The sequence below is a fragment of the Agrobacterium genomosp. 2 str. CFBP 5494 genome (assembly GCF_900013495.1).
Classification (GTDB): Bacteria; Pseudomonadota; Alphaproteobacteria; order Rhizobiales; family Rhizobiaceae; genus Agrobacterium; species Agrobacterium pusense.
In genome coordinates, this window is sequence record NZ_LT009718.1 from 1,865,403 (window position 1) to 1,886,336 (window position 20,934).

22 protein-coding genes are annotated in these 20,934 nt (G+C 59.2%); 10 read left to right on the plus strand and 12 right to left on the minus strand.

Going from position 1 to position 20,934, the window contains the following annotated elements; all coding sequences use genetic code 11:
• Positions 1-21 precede the first annotated feature (21 nt).
• From gcvH to AGR2A_RS09195, 4 genes are all read left to right on the plus strand, one after another.
• Positions 22-384 carry a glycine cleavage system protein GcvH gene (gcvH, locus tag AGR2A_RS09180; RefSeq protein ID WP_004441817.1) on the plus strand — a complete coding sequence of 121 codons (363 nt, stop codon included), beginning with the start codon at positions 22-24 and terminating at the stop codon, positions 382-384.
• The gene (gene gcvP / locus AGR2A_RS09185) at positions 384-3,248 is read left to right on the plus strand and encodes an aminomethyl-transferring glycine dehydrogenase (protein ID WP_072494380.1); all 2,865 of its coding nucleotides are present in this window, start codon (positions 384-386) and stop codon (positions 3,246-3,248) included. Before gcvH ends, gcvP begins: the two co-directional genes overlap by 1 nt.
• A gap of 248 nt (positions 3,249-3,496) precedes the next feature.
• Positions 3,497-4,054, plus strand: a complete 558-nt coding sequence (locus AGR2A_RS09190) for a fasciclin domain-containing protein (protein ID WP_006697440.1) — start codon at positions 3,497-3,499, stop codon at positions 4,052-4,054.
• 166 nt (positions 4,055-4,220) lie between these two features.
• The gene (locus tag AGR2A_RS09195) at positions 4,221-5,024 is read left to right on the plus strand and encodes an endonuclease/exonuclease/phosphatase family protein (protein ID WP_006697439.1); all 804 of its coding nucleotides are present in this window, start codon (positions 4,221-4,223) and stop codon (positions 5,022-5,024) included.
• A 28-nt stretch (positions 5,025-5,052) separates the two neighbouring features.
• Here the strand turns inward: AGR2A_RS09195 and AGR2A_RS09200 are convergent, their stop codons facing one another.
• The gene (locus AGR2A_RS09200) at positions 5,053-5,556 is read right to left on the minus strand and encodes a hypothetical protein (RefSeq protein WP_004441826.1); all 504 of its coding nucleotides are present in this window, start codon (positions 5,554-5,556) and stop codon (positions 5,053-5,055) included.
• 193 nt (positions 5,557-5,749) lie between these two features.
• Between AGR2A_RS09200 and AGR2A_RS09205 the strand changes: the two genes are divergently transcribed.
• Positions 5,750-7,036: an MFS transporter gene (locus AGR2A_RS09205; RefSeq protein ID WP_080823059.1), complete on the plus strand. Its 1,287-nt coding sequence runs from the start codon at positions 5,750-5,752 to the stop codon at positions 7,034-7,036.
• Positions 7,037-7,094: 58 nt separating this feature from the next.
• Here the strand turns inward: AGR2A_RS09205 and AGR2A_RS09210 are convergent, their stop codons facing one another.
• The 5 genes from AGR2A_RS09210 to cysG form a co-directional block, all read right to left on the minus strand.
• Positions 7,095-7,907, minus strand: coding sequence for a ferredoxin--NADP reductase (locus AGR2A_RS09210; RefSeq protein ID WP_022556175.1), 813 nt, complete (start codon positions 7,905-7,907; stop codon positions 7,095-7,097).
• A gap of 146 nt (positions 7,908-8,053) precedes the next feature.
• Positions 8,054-8,560, minus strand: coding sequence for a DUF934 domain-containing protein (locus AGR2A_RS09215; RefSeq protein ID WP_006697437.1), 507 nt, complete (start codon positions 8,558-8,560; stop codon positions 8,054-8,056).
• 10 nt (positions 8,561-8,570) lie between these two features.
• On the minus strand, positions 8,571-10,241 hold the full coding sequence (locus AGR2A_RS09220) for a nitrite/sulfite reductase (protein WP_035208803.1): 1,671 nt from the start codon (positions 10,239-10,241) through the stop codon (positions 8,571-8,573).
• Between the two features lie 8 nt (positions 10,242-10,249).
• Complete coding sequence (locus AGR2A_RS09225) at positions 10,250-10,564, minus strand: DUF2849 domain-containing protein (protein ID WP_072494381.1); 315 nt, start codon at positions 10,562-10,564, stop codon at positions 10,250-10,252.
• Entirely contained in the window at positions 10,557-12,020 is a 1,464-nt protein-coding gene (cysG, locus tag AGR2A_RS09230; protein WP_072494921.1) for a siroheme synthase CysG, read from the minus strand. Before cysG ends, AGR2A_RS09225 begins: the two co-directional genes overlap by 8 nt.
• Here cysG and AGR2A_RS28935 point away from each other — a divergent pair.
• Genes AGR2A_RS28935 through mazG form a run of 3 tightly spaced genes read left to right on the plus strand, consistent with a single transcriptional unit; the run spans position 12,006 to position 13,765 of the window.
• A complete protein-coding gene (locus tag AGR2A_RS28935) occupies positions 12,006-12,314 on the plus strand; it encodes a hypothetical protein (protein WP_139786354.1) in 309 nt (102 codons plus the stop codon). The genes cysG and AGR2A_RS28935 overlap by 15 nt on opposite strands.
• Positions 12,280-12,867, plus strand: coding sequence for a deaminase (locus AGR2A_RS09235; RefSeq protein WP_072494382.1), 588 nt, complete (start codon positions 12,280-12,282; stop codon positions 12,865-12,867). The genes AGR2A_RS28935 and AGR2A_RS09235 overlap by 35 nt, the downstream gene beginning before the upstream one ends.
• A gap of 52 nt (positions 12,868-12,919) precedes the next feature.
• Positions 12,920-13,765 carry a nucleoside triphosphate pyrophosphohydrolase gene (gene mazG, locus AGR2A_RS09240; RefSeq protein ID WP_072494383.1) on the plus strand — a complete coding sequence of 282 codons (846 nt, stop codon included), beginning with the start codon at positions 12,920-12,922 and terminating at the stop codon, positions 13,763-13,765.
• A gap of 123 nt (positions 13,766-13,888) precedes the next feature.
• Here mazG and ccoP read toward each other — a convergent pair whose 3' ends face one another.
• From ccoP to cobU, 5 genes are all read right to left on the minus strand, one after another.
• Positions 13,889-14,752, minus strand: a complete 864-nt coding sequence (ccoP, locus tag AGR2A_RS09245) for a cytochrome-c oxidase, cbb3-type subunit III (RefSeq protein ID WP_072494384.1) — start codon at positions 14,750-14,752, stop codon at positions 13,889-13,891.
• Positions 14,753-14,754: 2 nt separating this feature from the next.
• Positions 14,755-14,907, minus strand: a complete 153-nt coding sequence (locus AGR2A_RS09250) for a CcoQ/FixQ family Cbb3-type cytochrome c oxidase assembly chaperone (protein WP_004441852.1) — start codon at positions 14,905-14,907, stop codon at positions 14,755-14,757.
• A gap of 12 nt (positions 14,908-14,919) precedes the next feature.
• Positions 14,920-15,651, minus strand: a complete 732-nt coding sequence (gene ccoO / locus AGR2A_RS09255) for a cytochrome-c oxidase, cbb3-type subunit II (RefSeq protein ID WP_003495954.1) — start codon at positions 15,649-15,651, stop codon at positions 14,920-14,922.
• A 9-nt stretch (positions 15,652-15,660) separates the two neighbouring features.
• Positions 15,661-17,283 (minus strand): cytochrome-c oxidase, cbb3-type subunit I, encoded by a 1,623-nt coding sequence (gene ccoN / locus AGR2A_RS09260; protein WP_035208797.1) that lies wholly within the window; start codon positions 17,281-17,283, stop codon positions 15,661-15,663.
• A 237-nt stretch (positions 17,284-17,520) separates the two neighbouring features.
• Positions 17,521-18,042, minus strand: a complete 522-nt coding sequence (cobU, locus tag AGR2A_RS09265; RefSeq protein WP_072494922.1) for a bifunctional adenosylcobinamide kinase/adenosylcobinamide-phosphate guanylyltransferase — start codon at positions 18,040-18,042, stop codon at positions 17,521-17,523.
• Between the two features lie 501 nt (positions 18,043-18,543).
• On the opposite strand from cobU, the gene AGR2A_RS09270 reads away from it, so the two are divergent.
• Positions 18,544-19,236, plus strand: coding sequence for a DUF599 domain-containing protein (locus AGR2A_RS09270; RefSeq protein WP_006697428.1), 693 nt, complete (start codon positions 18,544-18,546; stop codon positions 19,234-19,236).
• 68 nt (positions 19,237-19,304) lie between these two features.
• On the plus strand, positions 19,305-20,270 hold the full coding sequence (locus AGR2A_RS09275) for a DUF1624 domain-containing protein (protein WP_006697427.1): 966 nt from the start codon (positions 19,305-19,307) through the stop codon (positions 20,268-20,270).
• Positions 20,271-20,521: 251 nt separating this feature from the next.
• On the opposite strand, the gene AGR2A_RS09280 is transcribed toward AGR2A_RS09275, so the two are convergent.
• Positions 20,522-20,908 (minus strand): MerR family transcriptional regulator, encoded by a 387-nt coding sequence (locus tag AGR2A_RS09280; RefSeq protein ID WP_004441868.1) that lies wholly within the window; start codon positions 20,906-20,908, stop codon positions 20,522-20,524.
• Positions 20,909-20,934 lie beyond the last annotated feature (26 nt).

A 20,934-nucleotide genomic window follows, 5' to 3' on the forward strand; every position in this document is an offset into this window, starting at 1 on the left:
CCCATCTCCGGAGAGAACACGATGCTGAAATTTACTGCAGAACACGAATGGCTGAAGTTCGAAGGCGATGTCGCCACCGTTGGCATTACCAGCCACGCCGCTGAACAGCTCGGCGATCTCGTTTTCGTCGAATTGCCGGAAGTGGGTGCCACCTTCTCCAAGGATGGAGAAGCCGCAACCGTTGAATCCGTCAAGGCGGCTTCCGACGTCTATTGTCCGCTGGATGGCGAAGTGGTCGAGATCAACCAGGCCATCGTCGACGACCCCTCGCTGGTCAATTCCGATCCTCAAGGCGCCGGCTGGTTCTTCAAACTCAAGCTTTCCAACGTTGCAGATGCCGATACGCTGCTCGACGAGGCAGCCTACAAGGAGCTGATAGCGTAATGACGACGCCCACCGAATTCCATTTCACCGACTATCAGCCCTATGATTTCGCCAACCGGCGTCACATCGGGCCGTCGCCGTCGGAAATGGCCGAGATGCTGAAGGTCGTCGGCTATAAGAGCCTCGACGCGCTCATCGACGCCACCGTTCCCTCCTCCATCCGTCAAAAAGTGCCTCTCACCTGGGGTGCGGCCTTGACCGAACGTGAGGCGCTGGATCGTCTTCGCGAGACGGCAAACAAGAACCAGGTCCTGACCTCGCTGATAGGTCAGGGCTATTACGGCACCATCACGCCGCCGGTCATCCAGCGCAACATTCTGGAAAACCCGGCCTGGTACACGGCCTATACGCCATACCAGCCGGAAATCAGCCAGGGCCGTCTTGAGGCGCTGCTGAACTACCAGACCATGGTCTGCGATCTGACCGGCCTTGACGTCGCCAACGCCTCGCTGCTCGATGAAGCGACTGCGGCCGCCGAAGCCATGGCCATGTGCCAGCGCGTCGCGAAATCCAAGGCGACCGCCTTCTTCGTGGATGCCAATTGCCATCCGCAGACCATCGCGCTGATCGAGACCCGTGCGGCCCCGCTCGGCTGGAAGGTGATTGTCGGCAACCCCTTCACCGATCTCGATCCGGTCGACGTGTTTGGCGCGATCTTCCAGTATCCCGGCACGCACGGACATCTCAGCGATTTCTCCGGCCTGATTTCCCGCTTGCATCAGACGGGCGCGATTGCCGCCGTCGCCGCCGATCTTCTGGCCCTGACGCTGCTGAAATCTCCCGGCGAAATGGGCGCTGACATCGCCATCGGCACCTCGCAGCGCTTTGGCGTTCCGGTCGGCTACGGCGGTCCGCATGCCGCTTACATGGCCGTCAAGGATGCGCATAAGCGCTCCATGCCGGGCCGTCTCGTCGGCGTCTCGGTCGATGCGCGCGGCAACCGCGCCTATCGCCTGTCGCTGCAGACCCGCGAGCAGCATATTCGCCGTGAGAAGGCCACCTCCAACATCTGCACGGCGCAGGTGCTGCTGGCAGTCATGGCTTCGATGTACGGCGTCTTCCATGGCCCGCAGGGCATCAAGGCGATCGCCCAGCAGACCCACCAGAAGGCCGTGCTGATGGCCAAGGGACTGGAAAAGCTCGGTTACACCATCGAGCCGGAGACCTTCTTCGACACGATCACCGTCGAAGTCGGCCATATGCAGGGCGTTATCCTGCGTTCGGCCGTCGCGGAAGGCGTGAACCTGCGCAAGGTCGGCGCCACCAAGATCGGCATGAGCCTTGACGAGCGTACGCGCCCCGCAACGCTGGAAGCCGTCTGGCGCGCTTTCGGCGGCAATTTCTCGGTCTCGGATTTCACGCCGGACTATCGCCTGCCGAAGGAGCTGCTGCGTACCAGCCAGTACATGACGCATCCGATCTTCCACATGAACCGTGCCGAAAGCGAGATGACGCGCTACATCCGCCGTCTTTCGGACCGCGATCTGGCACTCGACCGCTCGATGATCCCGCTCGGTTCCTGCACCATGAAACTCAATGCGACGGCGGAGATGCTGCCGATCACCTGGCCGGAATTTTCCGACATCCATCCCTTCGTACCGGCCAATCAGGCACTCGGTTACAAGGAGATGATCGACGATCTCTCCGAAAAGCTGTGCTCGGTCACAGGTTACGACGCCTTCTCCATGCAGCCGAATTCCGGTGCGCAAGGCGAGTATGCCGGGCTTTTGACCATCCGCAATTATCACCTCGCCAATGGCGGGACACACCGTGATGTCTGCCTCATTCCGACCTCGGCGCATGGCACCAACCCTGCCTCGGCGCAGATGGTGGGCATGAAGGTGGTGCCGGTGAAAGTGCGGGACAACGGTGATATCGATATTGATGATTTCCGTGCAAAAGCACAGCAGTACGCCGAAAACCTCTCATGCTGCATGATCACCTATCCGTCCACTCACGGCGTGTTCGAGGAGACGGTTCGCGAGATCTGTGAGATCACCCACAAGCATGGCGGTCAGGTGTATCTTGATGGCGCGAACATGAACGCCATGGTGGGCCTTGCCCGTCCCGGCGATATCGGCTCCGACGTTTCGCACCTTAACCTGCACAAGACCTTCTGCATTCCGCACGGTGGCGGTGGTCCGGGCATGGGGCCGATCGGCGTCAAGGCGCATCTTGCTCCTTACCTGCCCGGCCATCCGGCGACCGACGGCCGCGAGGGTGCGGTGTCTGCCGCCCCGTTCGGTTCGCCGTCCATCCTGCCGATTTCCTGGAGCTACTGCCTGATGATGGGCGGCGAAGGGCTGACGCAGGCAACCAAGGTTGCGATCCTCAACGCCAACTACATCGCCGAGCGGCTGAAGGGTGCTTATGACGTGCTCTACAAATCCGAAACGGGACGCGTGGCACATGAATGCATTATCGACACCCGCCCGCTGGCAGACAGCTGCGGCGTGACTGTCGATGACGTGGCCAAGCGCCTGATCGACTGCGGTTTCCACGCGCCGACCATGAGCTGGCCGGTTGCCGGCACGCTGATGATCGAGCCGACGGAATCCGAGACCAAGGCGGAACTCGACCGGTTCTGTAATGCCATGCTGGCCATCCGCGAGGAAGCCCGCGACATCGAGGAAGGCCGCGCGGACAAGACGAACAATCCGCTCAAGAACGCGCCCCATACGGTCGAGGACCTCGTCGGCGAATGGGACCGTCCTTATAGCCGCGAAAAGGGATGCTTCCCGCCCGGCGCATTCCGCATCGACAAATACTGGTCGCCGGTCAACCGCATCGACAATGTCTATGGCGACCGCAACCTCATCTGCACCTGCCCGCCGATGGAGGCCTATGCCGAGGCGGCCGAATAAGCTGTCCTTCGTTCGAGACAGAAAGCCCGGAGCGATCCGGGCTTTTTCGTTTTCCGTCCCGTCGCAGGACGAACCCTCGGCTTTCGCGCGCCGGGACCATGTTTTAAATCAGCCATTTATCTTTTTTTTCCGGCTCGCCTGAAACTTTGCGAGACCGGCTTCCGTCTCTTGTGTCGCTACGGATAACCGATAGCGGCCGCTGGAAGAGCCACCTTTCGGGGCCTTGGATGTCACAAGGAGGAATAATGATGTACAAGCTTTCCGTTCGCGCCCTGACGCTCGCTGCAGCTCTTTCCATCGGCACGGTTTCGGCCTATGCCGCGAACCCCAAGGTGGGCGGCGCGGCGATGTTCGAGGACAAGAACATCGTTGAAAATGCGGTGAACTCAAAAGACCACACGACCCTCGTCGCCGCGGTAAAGGCCGCCGGACTTGTGGAAACACTTCAGGGCAAAGGACCGTTTACGGTTTTTGCACCCACCAACGAGGCTTTCGCGGCCCTTCCGAAAGGCGCGGTCGATGATCTTCTGAAGCCAGAGAACAAGCAGAAGCTGGTCAAGGTTCTCACCTGCCACGTCGTTGCAGCCAATGCACTGTCATCCGCCATCGAAAAAATGATCAAGGATGACAAGGGCGAGCACGACGTGAAGACGGTCGGCGGCTGCGTACTCAAGGCAAAAGAAAGCATGGGAAAAATCACACTCACCGATGAGAATGGCACGGTCGCCCATGTCACCATCGCTGATGTTAAACAATCCAACGGCGTCATACATGTCATAGACAAGGTGCTGCTGCCGAAAATGTAAGGCAGCGCCGCAGCGCCAATGTGGGCTCGAACGACTAAGGCCCGAAGCAATTCGGGCCTTCCTCATTCAGGTGGGCGTAATCCCGGCAGTGAAAAAGAATGGGGTGTGATTGATCTTCATCGCTTCCATGCTAAATCGGATCACACAATCAAGCGATGGAGTGTGCATGCGCCTTATCTGCCTGAACGGTTGGGGCGGAAAGCTCCACGACGAACTCGTCCCTTACATCTCCCTGTCCGACCCGGATATCTTGTGCCTGCAGGAAGTGGTGCATACGCCCGCTGCCCAAGAGGATTGGTTGACCTATCGTGATCACGGCATCGAGCTTCCGCAGAGAGCGAATTTCCTCCGCGATGTCGCCGATGCCCTGCCGGATCATGTCGCGATATTCTGCCCCGCGGCGCAGGGTGATCTCTGGCACGGTACGACTAGATATTTTTCCCAATGGGGACTGGCCACATTCGTTCGCAAGTCCATCGCCATCGTTGCCCAGGCACAGGGCTTCGTCCATGGGACCTTTTCTGCGGACGGATATGGCGATCATCCACGGTCACGCACCGGTCACGCCATTAGGGTTTTCGACTTTGCCACCGGACAGCCGGCTGTCATTGCCCATATGCATGGGCTACGCGACCTCGACGGCAAACACGATACCGCCGCCCGCCTGGCGCAGGCAAAACGACTTGTGAACCTCGTCAAGAACATTGCGGAGGATGGCGACCGGGTCATCGTTTGCGGCGATTTTAATGTCCTGCCCGACAGCGAAACCTTTACCGTGTTGAATGAACTCAATCTTGTCGAGCTCGTCACGACCCGCGGTTTCACAGATACCAGAACCTCACATTACGCCAAACAGAACAGATATGCCGACTACCTGCTGGTCAATCCGGCTGTGAAAGTTGATCATTTCGACGTCGTTAGGCAGCCCGAAGTCTCGGATCATTGCCCGTTGCTGCTTGAATTCAGCTGAAGAAGTGGAGATGCTATGCCTAAGCTCTTCAACGCACCAGCTGGATGTCGCTCGTCACCACTGTCTTGCCGGTCCTGCCGTCCTTATCGGTCGTGCGCAGCCGCAAGCCGTTGGCGCCGACCTTTTCGATGGTCATGGCGGCAACGCGGTCGCCGTTGATATCGCGGTTCCATCGCACCGTCAGATTGATGGCGTTTCCTTTTCTTGTGCCCGATAGTGCGGACGGCCGACCGGAAGGGCCCGTATAGGCGCCGCTATAGCGCCCGCCCTTCTCCGAGAGATCGGCTGCGATCGCGCGCCTCACCACCAGAAGACCGCGGCAAGTGCCGGACATGTTGAGTGACGATGATCCCGCGTTGGAATTCAGCGTGCAGCTGACGTTAATGGGCGGTGTGCCGATCCGGGTAATTACGGTTCCCTTTCCCGCCCACGTGCCCTTCAGCGAGGAGAGAAATGCGCCCTCGTCCGCGTAAGCAGGCTGGGTTGCGAGCAATCCGACCGAAAATAAAACTGCAAGAGCCTTGATCTTCATGGCGATTATCCGTTTTTCCACGAAGCCTAACTCACAAATGCCGTTAAACGTTCCTCCAGCTAATCCCGCAACGGGCAAAAATATCGGAACATCCCTGCTGATGTCGTGCCAATGCAACCAAATGCGGGCACAGATGTTTCTCGCCAGCCTCGATCAATTTTTCGATTCCCTGCATATTTATCGGAGTATTTTCATGACGACTGTAGGCGTTGCGGCACCACACGGCCGCCTTCCTTCCGGCGGCCTGCCGCATAGTGGTGGCATCTCGGATCGCACGTTTTTTGCCCTTGCTGCACTGAATTTCTTTCTCGCCGACGCCCGCGACGGTCTTGGGCCGTTTCTGGATGCATTTCTGGCGACACGGGGCTGGTCTTCGCTCTCGCTGGGCATGATCGCCACGGTCGGCGGCCTTGTCGGTCTGCTCGCCACGCCGCTTTGTGGCGCCCTGGTAGATGGAACGACGTGGAAAAGGACGCTGATTGCCATACCCGTCGTCCTCGTGACCATCGGCGCGCTGATCACCTTGATCTTTCCCGATGTTTGGATCGTCTGGACCGGCCAGATCATGACGGCCGTCGTCGGCGCCGTGGTCGGCCCGGCGCTTGCCGGCCTCACGCTCGGCCTTGTCGGCGAGCGCCTGTTTTCCCATCAGATTTCGCGCAACGAGTTCTGGAACCACGGCGGCAATTTCGCATCGCTCTTCGCGACTTATGTCGTCGTCACTGTCTTCGGCATGGACGGCATCATCGGCCTGATGCTGCTGACCGCTGCGGGTGCTCTGGTCGCGACGGCGGCCATCGACCCCGAACGCATCGACCACAAGGTGGCGCGCGGCCTTGGCGAAGACAGGGGCGAACCCGGTCCATCCGGCATCGCGGTCTTGCTGCAGGAACGCGGACTTATCTTTCTGGCCATCATCCTGCTCGTCTTCCACTTCGGCAACGCGCCGATGGGCCGGTTGATCGCGCAGGATTTCGCCATCGAACTTCAGACACCCTTCCGCACCACTGCGATCATTACCGGCGTCGCGCAATTTGCGATGATTTTCGTCGCCGCCATGGCGCCTTGGCTGATACGACGTTTCGGTCTCTCAACCGTCTTTATCATCGCGCTCGTCGCACTGCCGATCCGCGGCGTTCTCGCTTCCGCCTTTACGGACTTCTGGGTCATTTTCCCCGTCCAGTTTCTGGACGGTGTCGGAGCGGGGCTGCTCGGCATAGTCACGCCGGTTGCGGTGGAGAGAATTTTGAAGGGCACGGGCCGCTTTAATGTCGGTCTTGCCAGCGTCATGATGGTTCAAGGCATCGGCGCGTCATTCAGCAATGTCGTCGCAGGTTGGCTGGTGACGAAGGGCGGTTATTCACTGTCGCACCTTGTCGGCGGCGGCATTGCGGCAATCGCCATCGGGCTTTTCCTGCTCTATCGCAACGAGATAGCGCCTAAACAGAATAATGATGGCCTGTCTCAAGGAAGGCAGTGACGGCGCAAACAGAAAAGGAGGCCATCTGGCCTCCTCATATGTCGTAGACCGTGTTCCGTCAGCCGACGAAAGCGCGTTCGATCACGAATTCGGCAGGCTTGTTGTTGGCGCCTTCGGTAAGACCGGCATTCTCAAGCAGTTCCTTGGTATCCTTGAGCATCGCCGACGAACCGCAGATCATGCCGCGGTCAATGGCCGGATCGAGCGCGGGTACGCCGAGATCGGAGAACAGCTTGCCGTTTTCGATCAGCGTGGTGATGCGGCCCTTGAAGGGATAATCTTCGCGGGTCACCGTGGCATAATGCTTGAGCTTGTCGCCGACAATCTCGCTGAGGAACTCATGGTTCTTGATTTCCTCGACCAGATCGAAACCGTATTTCAGCTCGGCCACATCGCGGCAGGTATGGGTGAGGATGACCTCTTCGAACTTCTCATAGGTCTCGGGATCGCGGATGAGGCTCGCGAAAGGCGCAATGCCGGTGCCGGTGGAGAACATGTAAAGCCGTCTGCCGGGCGTTAGCGCATCGAGAACCAGCGTGCCTGTCGGCTTCTTGCGCATCAAAACAGTATCGCCAGGCTTTATCGCCTGAAGATGGGAGGTCAGCGGGCCATCCGGGACCTTGATCGAGAAAAATTCCAACTCCTCGTCCCAGGCGGGGCTGGCGATGGAATAGGCGCGATAGATCGGCTTGTCGCCGACCATCAGGCCGATCATGGCGAATTCGCCGGAACGAAAACGGAAGCCGGCCGGACGCGTCATGCGGAAACGGAACAGATGATCCGTATAATGTTCCACCGACAAAACCGTCTCGGCATAAACACCATCGGGTATCTTGATCGCGAAATCTTCCGTCTTGGCTGGCGCGTTCATTTAGGTTCCGTCCATTCTATTCGATGAGCGACATTCTCCGACCGGGCAATTATACCATTTCTGCTCCAGTTTGAAGGCATGAGAATGTCAATACTGCCATTTGCGTAGGAAATATGTATCAGAAACTCATATTTCCACGCAACGTGTCACAGAGACGCACGTCGACGCCAGCTATAAGCCTCGCCGTCGCTCGCAGGCCTGGCCGTCGGCTGGTAATAGACCGGAATTTCCGGCAGGCGATTTTCGGACAGGCGGCGGATCGCCGTACCATTCGTCACCGCAAAGCTTGTGAAGCCGGTACGCAGCATGAGCGGCACCTGATCGATCAGCACGTCGCCAATCGCCCTCACCTCGCCTGTGAAACCGAGGCGGCTGCGCAGCAGCGACGCGTGGCTGAAACCACGGCCGTCATTGAAAGCCGGGAAACTCACCGCGACAAGCTCGATACGGTCGAGATAAGGTTCCAGCCGGGTCACATCATCGGCAGGCGCAATCAGCACCCCAAGACCGATATCGTTGCTTTCGGCCGCACGAACCAGAAAATCGGCAAGCGGCAGCACGGGCTTCTGCTCGGCCACCGCTTTTAATTCTTCCGTTTCGATCACCCAGGGATCGTTCTCCACGAAGCCGTCGCGGGTCCAGATTTTCGTCATGACATTCTCCTCAGGCGGCTTCGGCGGCGGAACCGTAGAGCGCATCCTTGAACGGTTGCGGCCCGACGCGGCGATAGGCTTCAAGGAAATTTTCTTCCTTTGAAAGACGAAGCCCGAGATAGGTGTCGACGATGGTCTCAACCGCGTCGGTCACCTTTTCAGGTTCGAAGCCGCGACCGATGATCTCACCGATCGAGGTGTTTTCGTCACCCGATCCGCCAAGCGTGATCTGGTAGAGTTCCGCACCCTTCTTTTCCACGCCCAGCAGCCCGATATGACCGACATGGTGGTGGCCGCAGGCATTGATACAGCCGGAGATCTTGATCTTCAGCTCACCAATTTCCGCCTGACGCTCCGGCGAACCGAAGCGGGTAGAAATTTCCTGCGCCACCGGAATGGAGCGCGCATTGGCAAGCGCGCAATAATCCAGCCCGGGACAGGCAATGATATCGGTGATGAGCCCGGCATTGGCGGTCGCAAGACCCGCGCCTGCAAGTGCACGATAGACCGGCTCGAGGTCAGCCAGCGCCACATGCGGCAGGATGATGTTCTGCTCATGGCTGATGCGGATTTCGTCGAAGGCATATTCCGCGGCAATATCGGCGACCAGCTCCATCTGCTCATCCGTCGCGTCGCCCGGAATGCCACCGATCGGCTTCAGCGAGATCGTTACCATGCCGTAGTCCGGATGCTTGTGCGGGGCGACGTTCTGCTCGACAAAACGGGCAAAGCCCTCGTCGGCGCGCTTCCAGCGCGCCAGGCTTTCCCAGCCTTCCGGCCGGTCCTTCAGCGCCGGCGGCGCGAAATAGGCGGTGATGGCGGCGATATCGGCATCCGGCAGCTTCAATTCGGTGTTCTTGAGTTCCGCAAATTCGACCTCGACCTGACGGGCCAGTTCTTCCGCACCCGTCTCATGCACGAGGATCTTGATGCGCGCCTTGTATTTGTTGTCGCGACGGCCATGCAGGTTATAAACCCGCATCACGGCCGTGGTATAGGACAGGAGATCTTCTTCCGGCAGGAAGTCGCGGATCTTCTTGGCGATCATCGGCGTGCGCCCCTGTCCACCACCGACATAAACGGCAAAGCCGATCTCGCCCTTGTCGTTCTTTTTCAGATGCAGGCCGATATCGTGAACCTGAATGGCCGCACGATCGCGTTCGGCACCCGTCACTGCAATCTTGAACTTGCGCGGCAGGAACGAGAATTCCGGATGCACGGAAGACCATTGGCGCAGGATCTCGGCATAAGGACGCGGATCAGCAACCTCGTCGGCCGCAGCGCCAGCGAAATGATCCGCAGTGACGTTGCGAATGCAGTTGCCAGAGGTCTGCAGCGCGTGCATTTCCACGCTTGCCAGTTCGGAGAGGATATCCGGGGTATCAGAGAGGCGCGGCCAGTTATACTGGATGTTCTGGCGGGTGGTGAAATGGCCGTAACCCCGGTCGTATTTACGGGCAATATGCGCCAGCATCCGCATCTGCTTGGAATTCAGCGTACCGTAAGGGATGGCGACGCGCAGCATATAGGCGTGCAGCTGAAGATAGACACCATTCATCAGGCGCAATGGCTTGAATGCGTCCTCGGCCAGCTCACCGGATAGCCGGCGCTCCACCTGATCGCGAAACTGCGCCACGCGGCCTTCAACAAATGCGTGATCGAACTCGTCGTAACGGTACATATTCTTCCTCAGACTGCGATAAATGCTGCATCGGCCGGCTTGTAGCTGGTCGCATAGTGCACGGTCGGGCCGGCGGCGCGAATGCGCTCGCGCAGGCGCGTCGGCCAGAGCTTGCCGTTCTCTTCCACAACGTCAACGATATTAACGTCAACGACCTTGTTGGCGGAAAAATCCCGCTTGCCGATCTCCTCGAACGAGGCGACCGCTTCCGCATGGCGGGCGACGATTGCGCCCTGCAGGTTTTCCGTCCATTCGCCGTTGGCGTCGAGCCAGACGGCAATGCCATCGCTCAGGCGGTTGGCGGTCAAAACCTTGTCAGCCATTTACATACTCCCGTTTGAGGTCCGCCGGCCTTCCGGCAAGCGCAAGCGCCTCGGACCTGTCGAAATTGGCGCCCGCCACTGCATCGCCGATGATGACCATGACAGGACCGGTCAGTTCATCGCGATGTTCAAGGTCGGGCAGATCGTTTAATGTTCCGTGCAGCAGGCGGCGATCAGCGCGGCTGGCGTTTTCGATAACGGCGACGGTGGTTTCCACACCGAGCCCCGCTTCGATAAGCCTTGTGGCCACCGAGGCAGCGACGCTGCGGCCCATATAGACGGCAATGGTCGCACCGGAAACGGCAAGCCGGGCCCAGTCGGGCAGAACATCGCCAGTCAGATCGTGACCGGTGGTGAAAATCAGCGACGAGGCGACACCACGCAGCGTCAGCGGCAGTTCAAAATCCGCAGCGGCGGCGAAGGCCGACGTGATGCCAGGCACGATCTCGTAAGCGATGCCGGCATCGCGCAGCGCTGCCATCTCCTCGCCCGCACGGCCATAAACCAGGGGATCGCCGGATTTGAGGCGTACGACGCGCTTGCCGTCCTTGCCGAGACGCACCAGCAGGCGGTTGATCTCGTCCTGCGACTTGCTATGGCAGCCCTTGCGCTTGCCGACCGATAGCCTCTCGGCGTCGCGACGGCCCATATCGATGATCGCCTGCGGCACCAGCGCATCGTAAACGATGACGTCGGCTTCCATCAGCACGCGCTGCGCGCGCAGCGTCAGAAGATCTTCCGCACCGGGCCCGGCGCCGACAAGCCATACGCGGCCTTCGCTGCGTTCGGGCGACCGCAGAAGACGGTCGACAGCCTGATGGGCGGCCGGGGCGTCGCCGACGGCGACGGCATCCGCAACTGCACCGGAGAAAAATCGCCGCCAGAAATTGCGCCGCAACGCGCCCTTCGGTACGGTTTGTTCCGCTGCACCGCGGTACTGCACGGCGAGATGTGCCAGCTTGCCAAGTGAAGGCGGCAGCATCTGGTCTATGCGCGCGCGGATCATCTGCGCGAGCACCGGCCCTGCCCCTTCGGTGCCGATAGCCACCGCGACGGGTGCCCGGGACACAAGCGCCGGCGTGAAGAAATCGCAGAATTCCGGCTGGTCCACCGCATTGGCGGGGATTTTCCGGGAACGCGCGACAGCAACGATGTCCCTGTCCAGAACAGCCTCACCAGTTGCAGCAAAAACCAGGGTCGCACCATCGATCAGATGGCTGGCAAAAGCATGAGGCCGATGATCGATGCCGTGTTCGCGGAGATAAACTGCGTAATCAGCCTCCGGCTCGTCGGCATAGGCAATGATATGCGCATTGGTGTTGGCAAGAAGCCTGACCTTTGCGAAGGCCTCATCGCCATTTCCGAAGACGGCAACCTGCCTGCCCTCGACCCGGAAGAATGCGGGGAAGGTTGAAAGGCGATCGCCGGCAGCGGAAAAATCATGTTCGTTGTGCATTGGACATATATCCCGCATCGCGGCGCAAGATTGAAGAAACAGAAATTCAAGCCTTTCCGGCACCTGGATTTTTATTTCTCGAACACCCCGGTTTTGGAGGAAAACAAACCGGCCTCTGTTTCCCGCACGCCTGGAGGCTTCCAAGCGCAGCGCGAATCCCTTGACAAACCCGGCCCCCGCGCCGAACAAGGGAAGACAATTTGCCATCTGTTTTCCATGCGAAGACCGCTTTATACAAGCGGCAAGAAGGACCGCACCCTTGACCAGCCAGCCACTTTCCGCCCGCCTTCTTGATGTCATCGAACACGATATTCTGCCGTTGACAGCCCGCGGTGTCAGCCTTGGCAACAAGGTTTTCGGCGCGGCAATCCTGCGTAAGTCCGACCTGTCGCTGGTGGTTGCGGAAACCAACAACGAGCTGGAAAATCCGCTCTGGCACGGCGAGGTGCATACGCTGAAGCGGTTTTACGAACTGGGCGAAAAGCCGAATACGAAGGACCTGATTTTCCTCTCCACCCACGAACCCTGCACCATGTGCATGTCCGCCATCACCTGGGCCGGTTTCGACAATTTCTACTCCTTCTTCAGCCACGAGGATTCGCGCGACGCTTTCGCTATCCCGCATGATCTGAAAATTCTGAAGGAAGTCTTCGGGTTGGAGCCGGGCGGCTATCGCCGCAACAACGCTTTCTGGAACTCGTATTTCATCACCGATCTGGTGGAAGCCGAGGAGTATCCGCTGAAGAGCACGTTGAAGGCGCAGACCGCCCGCATCAAGGCGGCCTATGACGATCTGTCCACCAGCTATCAGTCGTCGAAGGGCGGCAACGATATTCCTCTGAATTAAGCGCGGAACTGGACGGCCGGACCGGCATAAACACAAGCGAAGGTTTGAGCATATGGAAGCCTCGAAGGACATTTCCCGCCTGATCGAGATCATGGAAGCCCTGCGCCAGCCGGAAACCGGTTGCCCGTGGGATGTCGTCCAGACCTTCGAGACGATCAAGCCCTATACGATTGAAGAGGCTTATGAAGTCGCCGACGCCATCGAGCGCAGGGACATGGACGATCTTTGCGAAGAACTGGGCGATCTTCTGTTGCAGGTCGTCTTTCATGCACGTATCGCCGAAGAGCGCGGTGAGTTTGCCTTCGGCGATGTGGTGCATGCCGTCACCTCGAAAATGATCCGCCGACACCCGCATGTCTTTGCCGCCTCCGAGGCCGATACGCCCGACAGCGTCAAGCTGCAGTGGGACCGGATCAAGGCCGAGGAAAAACGCGAGCGCGCAGCGCGCCGTGCGCGCCGGGGCATCACGGAGGATTTCAAGGCGGGCTTTCTCGGCGGAGTGCAACGCAGCCAGCCGGCGCTGACCGAGGCGCTCAAACTGCAGGAACAGGCGGCGCGCGTCGGTTTCGACTGGTCGAACCCCGCCCCCATTCTCGACAAGATCGAAGAAGAAATCGCCGAACTGCGCGAAGCGCTGGAGGAAGGAAGGCCTGAAAAGGTCTCAGACGAACTGGGCGACCTGATCTTCGCCCTCGTCAATATCGGCCGTCACGTCAAGGCCGACTCGGAAAACGCGCTGCGCGGCACCAACACGAAATTTCGCAGGCGCTTCAACCACATCGAAAAATCGCTCGGTGAAAATGGCGAGACGCTGGAGGAAGCAAGCCTCGAGAGGATGGAAGACCTCTGGCAAGCGGCAAAGCGCATCGAACGCTCGCTCGATAAGGTCACGTCCTGAGGGGCGGGACGCCTCGCGGCTCGAGCGCCGGTTTTCTCCGCCCGTAGCCGAGCTGCATCATCGAATAAGAATGGAAACAGTCGAGGGCCGCATGATGCGGCCCCTGCTTTTGCTCAGACGCTCTTATTCGCCGCCGCCCAGCGAGTGCACGAAGATCGCAAGCTGCTTAACCGTCGTGTCACCGAGGCGCTCACCCCAGGCGGGCATGACGCCATGCTTGGGAGAGCGTATCTGCGAAACGATCCCCTCTTCGCCATGAGATTTCAGCCAGATGGCGTCGGCAAGATTGGGTGCACCGAATTCGCGGTTGCCCTTGGCATCTTCCCCATGGCAAGAGGCACAATTGTCGGCAAACAGCTGCCTTCCGGGTTCCACCAGCAACGGGTTGGAAGGCGTTCCCGTGAGGCTGAACACATAAGCGGCAACCTGACGAATTTCATCCGGCTGCAGTATATCGACAAAGGCCGGCATTTCCGAAGCACGTGTGTCTGGATCATCCTGAAAGCGGATGCCGTGCTTCACCGTCGTATAGATGTCATCGACGCTGCCGCCCCACATCCAGTCGTCGTCATTGAGGTTGGGATAACCCTGCCCGCCCTCCGCGCCAGAACCGTGACACTGAATGCAATTGACCTTGAAAGCGGCAGCACCGCCCGAAAGGGCAAATTGCATCAGCGTCGGGTCCGCCTGGATGTCGGCAAGCGACGAATTGGCGATCTTGTCGACATAGATGCTCTGAGACTGTCTGGCATCGGCCAGGTCCGCGGCGATTTCGGCACGGCTGTTCCAGCCGAGGACGCCCTGGGTTGCACCTGAAATCAGCGGCCATGCCGGAAAAGCGATGGTGTAGCCGATGGCCCAGACAATCGTGACGTAGAATGTCCACACCCACCAGCGAGGCATGGGGTTGTTCAATTCGCGAATACCGTCCCACTCGTGGCCGGTGGTTTCGACGCCGCTGATTTTATCGATGTGTTTTTCGGACATGTTCAGTCCTCCCTGAGCGGAATGCTGGCCGCATCGTCCGCGGCCCTTTTCGAGCCTGGGCGAAGCGTGAAGATGACGACGCCGGCGAAGAACAGGGTCATGGCAAGCAGGCCCCAGCTATCGGCGAAGTGGCGCATGGCCGTGTAGGTTTCCATCGTTCCGCCTCCTCACCGGTAACCGGCGGCATCGTCATAGGTCGAGAAATCGACCAGCGTGCCGAGCATCTGGAGATAAGCGACCAGCGCATCCATCTCCGTGAGCTTTGCCGGATCGCCGTCGAAATCGCCGACCTTGGCCTTGGGATAGCGCGCCAGCAGTTCCGACGAATCCGCATTCGGGTCCGCCTGGGCGGCGAGATCGGCCGCGGATTTCTCGATCATCTCGTCGCTATAGGGCACACCGACAGCACGGTTGGCCTTCAGCTCCATGGAGATGTCAGTGATCTTGAGCGGCGTTGTCTTGAGGAAGGCATAGGACGGCATGATCGATTCCGGCACCACCGAGCGTGGATCAGCCAGATGCTGCACGTGCCACTCGTTCGAATAACGGTCACCCACGCGCGCCAGGTCAGGCCCGGTGCGCTTGGAACCCCACTGGAAAGGATGGTCGTACATGGATTCCGCCGCCAGGCTGTAATGCCCGTAACGTTCCACCTCGTCGCGGAACGGACGGATCATCTGGCTGTGGCAGACATAACATCCCTCGCGAATGTAGATGTTGCGCCCGGCCAGCTCCAGCGGCGTGTAGGGCCGCATGCCTTCCACCTTCTCGATGGTGTTTTCGAGGTAGAAGAGCGGTGCGATTTCCACGATACCGCCGATCGAGACCACCAGCAGCGAGCCGACCAGAAGCAGGGTGGCGTTACGTTCGATGACGCCGTGTTTGTCGAGTATGGACATCGGCCCCTCCTATTCAGCGGGCTGCAGCGAAGGAGCCGCGCCTTTGCTGGCGCCCTCCTCGCGTTGATGACCGAGGATGGTCATGGTGACGTTGTAGGCCATGATCAGCGCGCCGCTGAGGAACATCAGGCCGCCCAGTGCACGCATCACATAATAGGGGAACAGCGCTGCCACCGATTCCGCGAAGGAATAGACAAGGAAGCCCTGGCTATCATATTCGCGCCACATCAGCGCCTGCTGGATGCCGGCCACCCACATGACGGCGGCGTAGATGACGATGCCGAGCGTGGCGAGCCAGAAGTGCCAGTTCACGAGTTGCAGGCTGTAAAGACGGTCCCTGCCCCACAGCTTGGGCGTCAGATAATAGATCGCGCCGAAGGTGATCATGCCGTTCCAGCCGAGCGCGCCCGAATGCACATGGCCGATGGTCCAGTCGGTATAGTGGCTGAGCGAGTTGACGGCCTTGATCGACATCATCGGGCCTTCGAAGGTGGCCATGCCATAGAAGGCAACCGCCATCACCATCATGCGCACGATGGGATCGGTACGGATCTTGTCCCAGGCGCCCGAAAGCGTCATCAGGCCGTTGATCATGCCGCCCCAAGATGGCATCCACAGCATGATCGAGAACACCATGCCAAGCGTCTGCGCCCAGTCCGGAAGTGCCGTGTAATGCAGGTGGTGCGGGCCTGCCCAGATATACATGAAGATCAGCGCCCAGAAGTGGATGATCGACAGGCGGTAGGAATAAACCGGGCGGTTCACCTGCTTCGGAATGAAGTAATACATCATGCCGAGGAAGCCGGCCGTCAGGAAGAAGCCTACGGCGTTATGGCCATACCACCATTGCGTCAGCGCATCCTGCACGCCCGAAAAGGCGGAGTAGCTCTTGACGCCGAGAAAAGAGACTGGAATGGCGAGGTTGTTGACGATGTGCAGCATGGCAATCGTCACGATGAAGCTCAGGTAGAACCAGTTCGCCACATAGATATGCGGCTCCTTGCGTGTCAGGATCGTGCCGAGGAACGTGATGAGATAGGCAACCCAGACGATCGTCAGCCAGATATCGACATACCATTCCGGCTCCGCATATTCGCGTCCCTGCGTTATGCCGAGCAGATAGCCGGTGGCGGCCATGACGATGAAGAGGTTGTAGCCCCAGAACACGAACCAGCCGAGATCGCCGCCGAACAGGCGTGCCCGACAGGTTCTCTGCACCACGTAGAATGAGGTGGCGATCAGCGCATTTCCCCCGAAAGCGAAGATCACCGCCGACGTGTGCAGCGGCCTTACACGGCCGAAATTGAAATAGGGCGCAATGTTGAGATCCGGAAAAGCAAGCTGCAGCGCCACCACGACGCCAACCAGGAAGCCGACGACGCCCCAGAAGACGGTGGCGATGACACCGTATCGTACGACTCCGTCGAAATATTCCGACTTGCGCCGGGCCCGCGCGGCCGGATCGACGGGCGCAAAGGAGACACGGCGCAACAGAAGCACCGTGCTGACCAGCAGCGTAAAGAACAGCACCCACATATGGGCGGCGAAAAGACTGTCATGGGCGAATGCCGCCCCGAGCAACGCGAGAAAGGCCCCAAGGGCCACGATCGCGGTTTCCAGTGTGTAGTTCATTGTTGGTTTCCCCCAACGTGCAAGCCGACCGACGAAAGGCACTGCATGCGCCTGGGAGAGCGGACGTGCGCCTTTGCGTCGGTTGGAGCATTGCCATCGGGAATGGGAAGCGACCTTGATCCAGATCAAGAAAGCAAAGCTGCCGCAGCCTCGCCAAAATGCGGCTCGCATTTACAAGGGAAATTTGCCTCTAAGCTGGAGTGCGGCGATGTCGACCGCGCTTTCGCGGGTGCCGCTTCAGCCCTTCATTTTCAGGGGCAACCCGGCGGCGACGAAAAAGACCTCACCGGCAATGGCGGCGATTCGCTGATGCAGCCGCCCCGCATGATCCCGGAATTCCCGCGCCATGCGATTTTCCGGCACGATGCCGAGACCGACTTCATTGGAAACGAAAATCAGCTTCGCCCGAGCCGACAGGATCGCCGCCTCAAGTGCCGCGAAGGCAGCATCGAAATCCGCATTTTCCATCATCAGATTGGTAAGCCACAAAGTGAGGCAATCGACGAGAACGACATTGTCCGGCCGGTCCAGCCGCTCCAGCATGGCGGCGATATCGACGGGCACTTCATGGGTGGCCCATTCGCCGCCACGCCGCGCCTGATGATGGGCGATCCGGTCACGCATCTCGTCATCCCAAGCCCGGCCGGTGGCCAGATAATGCAGGTTTCCGCCCGCTTTTATGGCAAGCTCTTCCGCAAGACGCGATTTGCCGGAGCGCGCGCCGCCAAGAATGAAAACGGAGCGGTTATTATCTGTCATGGGAAACCTGAAGGAAGAGAATAAACGGACCGGCATCTTCGCCGGGTCGCGAGCCAGTGACAGGCGGACATGAAAGGAACGATTCGTAGAAAAGGCGTCCCCCGGTTGCTCACGCCGGACTGCCGCTGATACCGGGCCGGAAAAAACAAGACCTGCCTGCAGGATGCGGGGCATATCAGTCTTGATGCTCCGGATACCGGAAACACCGGTCCGGAAGAAAAGCTAGGTGCGAACGTCCATCCTGTCAATCCGTCCCTGCCGTCGGTGAAAAACCAGGCGGAACCGGTACGCAAAACCTTAACCCGGAACCGGCAGACCTGTCGTCCGCGACAGGACTGATAAAGCGACTTGGTTACCGGAAAGTTAGCGTTAAACCGAATGATGAAACCGCAACGCCAAAAGAGAATATGGGAGTGACGTCAGCCGCCGCCATTGCCTTGCCATGGCCTTCAAATCAATATGGTTTCGAAGATTCGCAAACAGCAAGGTGGCCTGCCCGTAATGACCGTCATCGACTATATCGCGATTGTCGTTTTCATCCTTCTATGGGCCGCCTACACCCATGTGACGACGGGAACGAGGCTGTTTTCGCGCGCCAGCCTCAACCAGGCCATGGCCGAGCGCCGTCGCGACTGGATCATGAATTCGCTGAAGCGCGACCTGAAGATGATCGACACGCAGATCATGGCCGGCCTGCAGAACGGAACCGCCTTTTTCGCTTCCACCTCCATCTTCGCCATCGGCGGATGTTTCGCCCTTCTGGGGGCGACCGAGCAGGTCGAGTCGGTGTTTCGCGACATGCCTTTCGTGCATTATGCCGGTCGCACGGCTTTTGAACTGAAGGTCATCGGGCTCACCTGTCTCTTCGGTTACTCCTTCTTCAAGTTCGGCTGGTCCTACCGGCTGTTCAACTACTGCACCATCCTCTTCGGCGCCATTCCCATGGTGCACGACGTCGGCGCCGACCGCGAGGCGGCGGAACGCGCGGCCGAGAACGTCATCAAGATGAACATCATCGCCGCCAAGAACTTCAATGACGGCCTGCGGACCATCTTTCTGTCCATCGGTTATCTCGGCTGGTTCATCAGCCCCTATGTCTTCATCGCCAGCACGGTCATCATCATTGTCGCGCTCTTGCGCCGCCAGTTCTTTTCCGAGGCGCGACGCGCCATCATGGAAGAAAACAGGCCTTGAAATAGCCGCACTTCAAGGGCCAAGCCGAGCAAGACACCGGCCTTACCGAAAGCTGAAAAACGGAAACCATGGACACAAACACAGTCGCCGACGAAAACCGCCGTAAAGGCCGCATAGGCGGCCTCGACACGCTCCGCGGGCTGGCCCTCATCGCCATGGCGTCCTACCACTTCACGTGGAATCTGGAATATTTCGGTTATCTCGAACCAGCCACGGCAACCACGGGGCTCTGGAAGCTTTACGCACGCGGCATCGCCACGTCATTCCTGTTCCTTGCGGGTTTCAGCCTGTTTCTCGCCCACGGCAAGGGCGTGAACTGGCCATCCTTCGGCAAGCGTTTCGCCATGGTGGCCGGTTCGGCGCTGCTCATCACCATCGCCACCTATTTCGCCTTTCCGGACAGCTTCATCTTCTTCGGCATACTGCATAATATTGCCGCCGCAAGCCTCGTGGGACTGTTGTTCCTCAGGGCACCCGCAGCCGTGACACTGCTTTTCGCTGTGATTGCTTTTATCCTGCCGCAATATCTGCAATCCGAACTGTTCAATGCAAAATGGCTGGCCTGGATCGGCTTTTCCACCCAGCCACCCCGTTCGAATGATTATGTCCCGCTGCTGCCCTGGCTTGCGCCGTTCCTCGCCGGGCTTGCGGTCTCGCAATTCGTCTCGCCGCGCGGCTGGCTCGACCGCTTTCGAAGCCCGAGTTCACCTCGCAACCTTCTTGCAAGCGCCGGCCGTCACAGCCTTGCCTTCTATCTCATCCACCAGCCAGTATTAATCGGGCTTGTTTACACCCTCTCGCTCGTCGCCCCACCCCCGCCTGTCGATCAGGTCGAACTATACAAATCAAGCTGCGAAAAAAGCTGCGTCGAACAGGCGAACGGGCTGGAGCTGTGCCAGCGCTTCTGCGGCTGCACGCTGGAGAAGCTCCAGGCGGAAAGCCTTTTTGACATCATGATGGAAGGCAAGCTGACCGCGGATCAGCAGACGAAGGTCAGCGAAGTGGCACAGCAGTGCACTGTTGAGGCGCAGTAGCGCAGGCAGCCAGAGCGTCAGCGGTCGCCGTCTTTTCTCCCCCTTTCCGGGGGAGAAGGTGGCCCGAAGGGTCGGATCAGGGGCGAACGTCGGTGATAAATCGAGATCATGTCCCACATCCCGCTGCCGCGACATTCTCGTCGGCGGGGCAAGCCGAACCCGCTCGTTTCATATGAAGCAAAGCGGAGAGTCTTGGAGCCGTTCACGACAGTTACGTCAACGGAATATCCGATACCACTAAAAAGCAGTGCTCAGGTCCCAACGCCGATTTCGGCAAGACGCGTCAGACAGGCTTCTTCGACATTGTCGAGCTCCGCCAGCGTCTCCTCGATATCCTTGCGCTTCTGCCGAAGATCGGCGCGCTTTTCATCGACCTTCTTCATCAGGAGCACAAGCTGGCCCGATTCCCCCGGCGGCTCCTTGTAGACCTGAATGATCTCGCGGATTTCGGCTATCGTGAAACCGATACGGCGACCGCGCAGGATTTCCTGAATGAGACGGCGGTCCGCAGCGCGGAAAAGCCTGGTGCGCCCGCGCCGCTCAGGATGGATCAACCCTTCATCCTCATAAAATCTGAGTGTGCGGGTGGAAACACCGAATTCTCGGGTCAGTTCGGTTATGCTATAATATTTGTTCACGGGCCTATCCGATTCCTAACCGGATC

Bases quoted from the DNA above. Each gene is read 5' to 3' on its own strand.
- AGR2A_RS28935 (WP_139786354.1), top strand. From the start codon at position 12,006: ATGTTCGTTGTGCATTGGACATATATCCCGCATCGCGGCGCAAGATTG.
- cobU (WP_072494922.1), bottom strand. From the start codon at position 18,042: ATGACAGATAATAACCGCTCCGTTTTCATTCTTGGCGGCGCGCGCTCC.
- ccoN (WP_035208797.1), bottom strand. From the start codon at position 17,283: ATGAACTACACACTGGAAACCGCGATCGTGGCCCTTGGGGCCTTTCTC.
- ccoP (WP_072494384.1), bottom strand. From the start codon at position 14,752: ATGTCCGAAAAACACATCGATAAAATCAGCGGCGTCGAAACCACCGGC.
- AGR2A_RS09210 (WP_022556175.1), bottom strand. From the start codon at position 7,907: ATGAACGCGCCAGCCAAGACGGAAGATTTCGCGATCAAGATACCCGAT.
- AGR2A_RS09190 (WP_006697440.1), top strand. From the start codon at position 3,497: ATGTACAAGCTTTCCGTTCGCGCCCTGACGCTCGCTGCAGCTCTTTCC.
- ccoO (WP_003495954.1), bottom strand. From the start codon at position 15,651: ATGTCCATACTCGACAAACACGGCGTCATCGAACGTAACGCCACCCTG.
- AGR2A_RS09215 (WP_006697437.1), bottom strand. From the start codon at position 8,560: ATGACGAAAATCTGGACCCGCGACGGCTTCGTGGAGAACGATCCCTGG.
- AGR2A_RS09205 (WP_080823059.1), top strand. From the start codon at position 5,750: ATGACGACTGTAGGCGTTGCGGCACCACACGGCCGCCTTCCTTCCGGC.
- gcvP (WP_072494380.1), top strand. From the start codon at position 384: ATGACGACGCCCACCGAATTCCATTTCACCGACTATCAGCCCTATGAT.
- mazG (WP_072494383.1), top strand. From the start codon at position 12,920: ATGGAAGCCTCGAAGGACATTTCCCGCCTGATCGAGATCATGGAAGCC.
- AGR2A_RS09275 (WP_006697427.1), top strand. From the start codon at position 19,305: ATGGACACAAACACAGTCGCCGACGAAAACCGCCGTAAAGGCCGCATA.
- AGR2A_RS09270 (WP_006697428.1), top strand. From the start codon at position 18,544: ATGACCGTCATCGACTATATCGCGATTGTCGTTTTCATCCTTCTATGG.
- AGR2A_RS09250 (WP_004441852.1), bottom strand. From the start codon at position 14,907: ATGGAAACCTACACGGCCATGCGCCACTTCGCCGATAGCTGGGGCCTG.
- cysG (WP_072494921.1), bottom strand. From the start codon at position 12,020: ATGCACAACGAACATGATTTTTCCGCTGCCGGCGATCGCCTTTCAACC.
- gcvH (WP_004441817.1), top strand. From the start codon at position 22: ATGCTGAAATTTACTGCAGAACACGAATGGCTGAAGTTCGAAGGCGAT.
- AGR2A_RS09195 (WP_006697439.1), top strand. From the start codon at position 4,221: ATGCGCCTTATCTGCCTGAACGGTTGGGGCGGAAAGCTCCACGACGAA.
- AGR2A_RS09225 (WP_072494381.1), bottom strand. From the start codon at position 10,564: ATGGCTGACAAGGTTTTGACCGCCAACCGCCTGAGCGATGGCATTGCC.
- AGR2A_RS09200 (WP_004441826.1), bottom strand. From the start codon at position 5,556: ATGAAGATCAAGGCTCTTGCAGTTTTATTTTCGGTCGGATTGCTCGCA.
- AGR2A_RS09220 (WP_035208803.1), bottom strand. From the start codon at position 10,241: ATGTACCGTTACGACGAGTTCGATCACGCATTTGTTGAAGGCCGCGTG.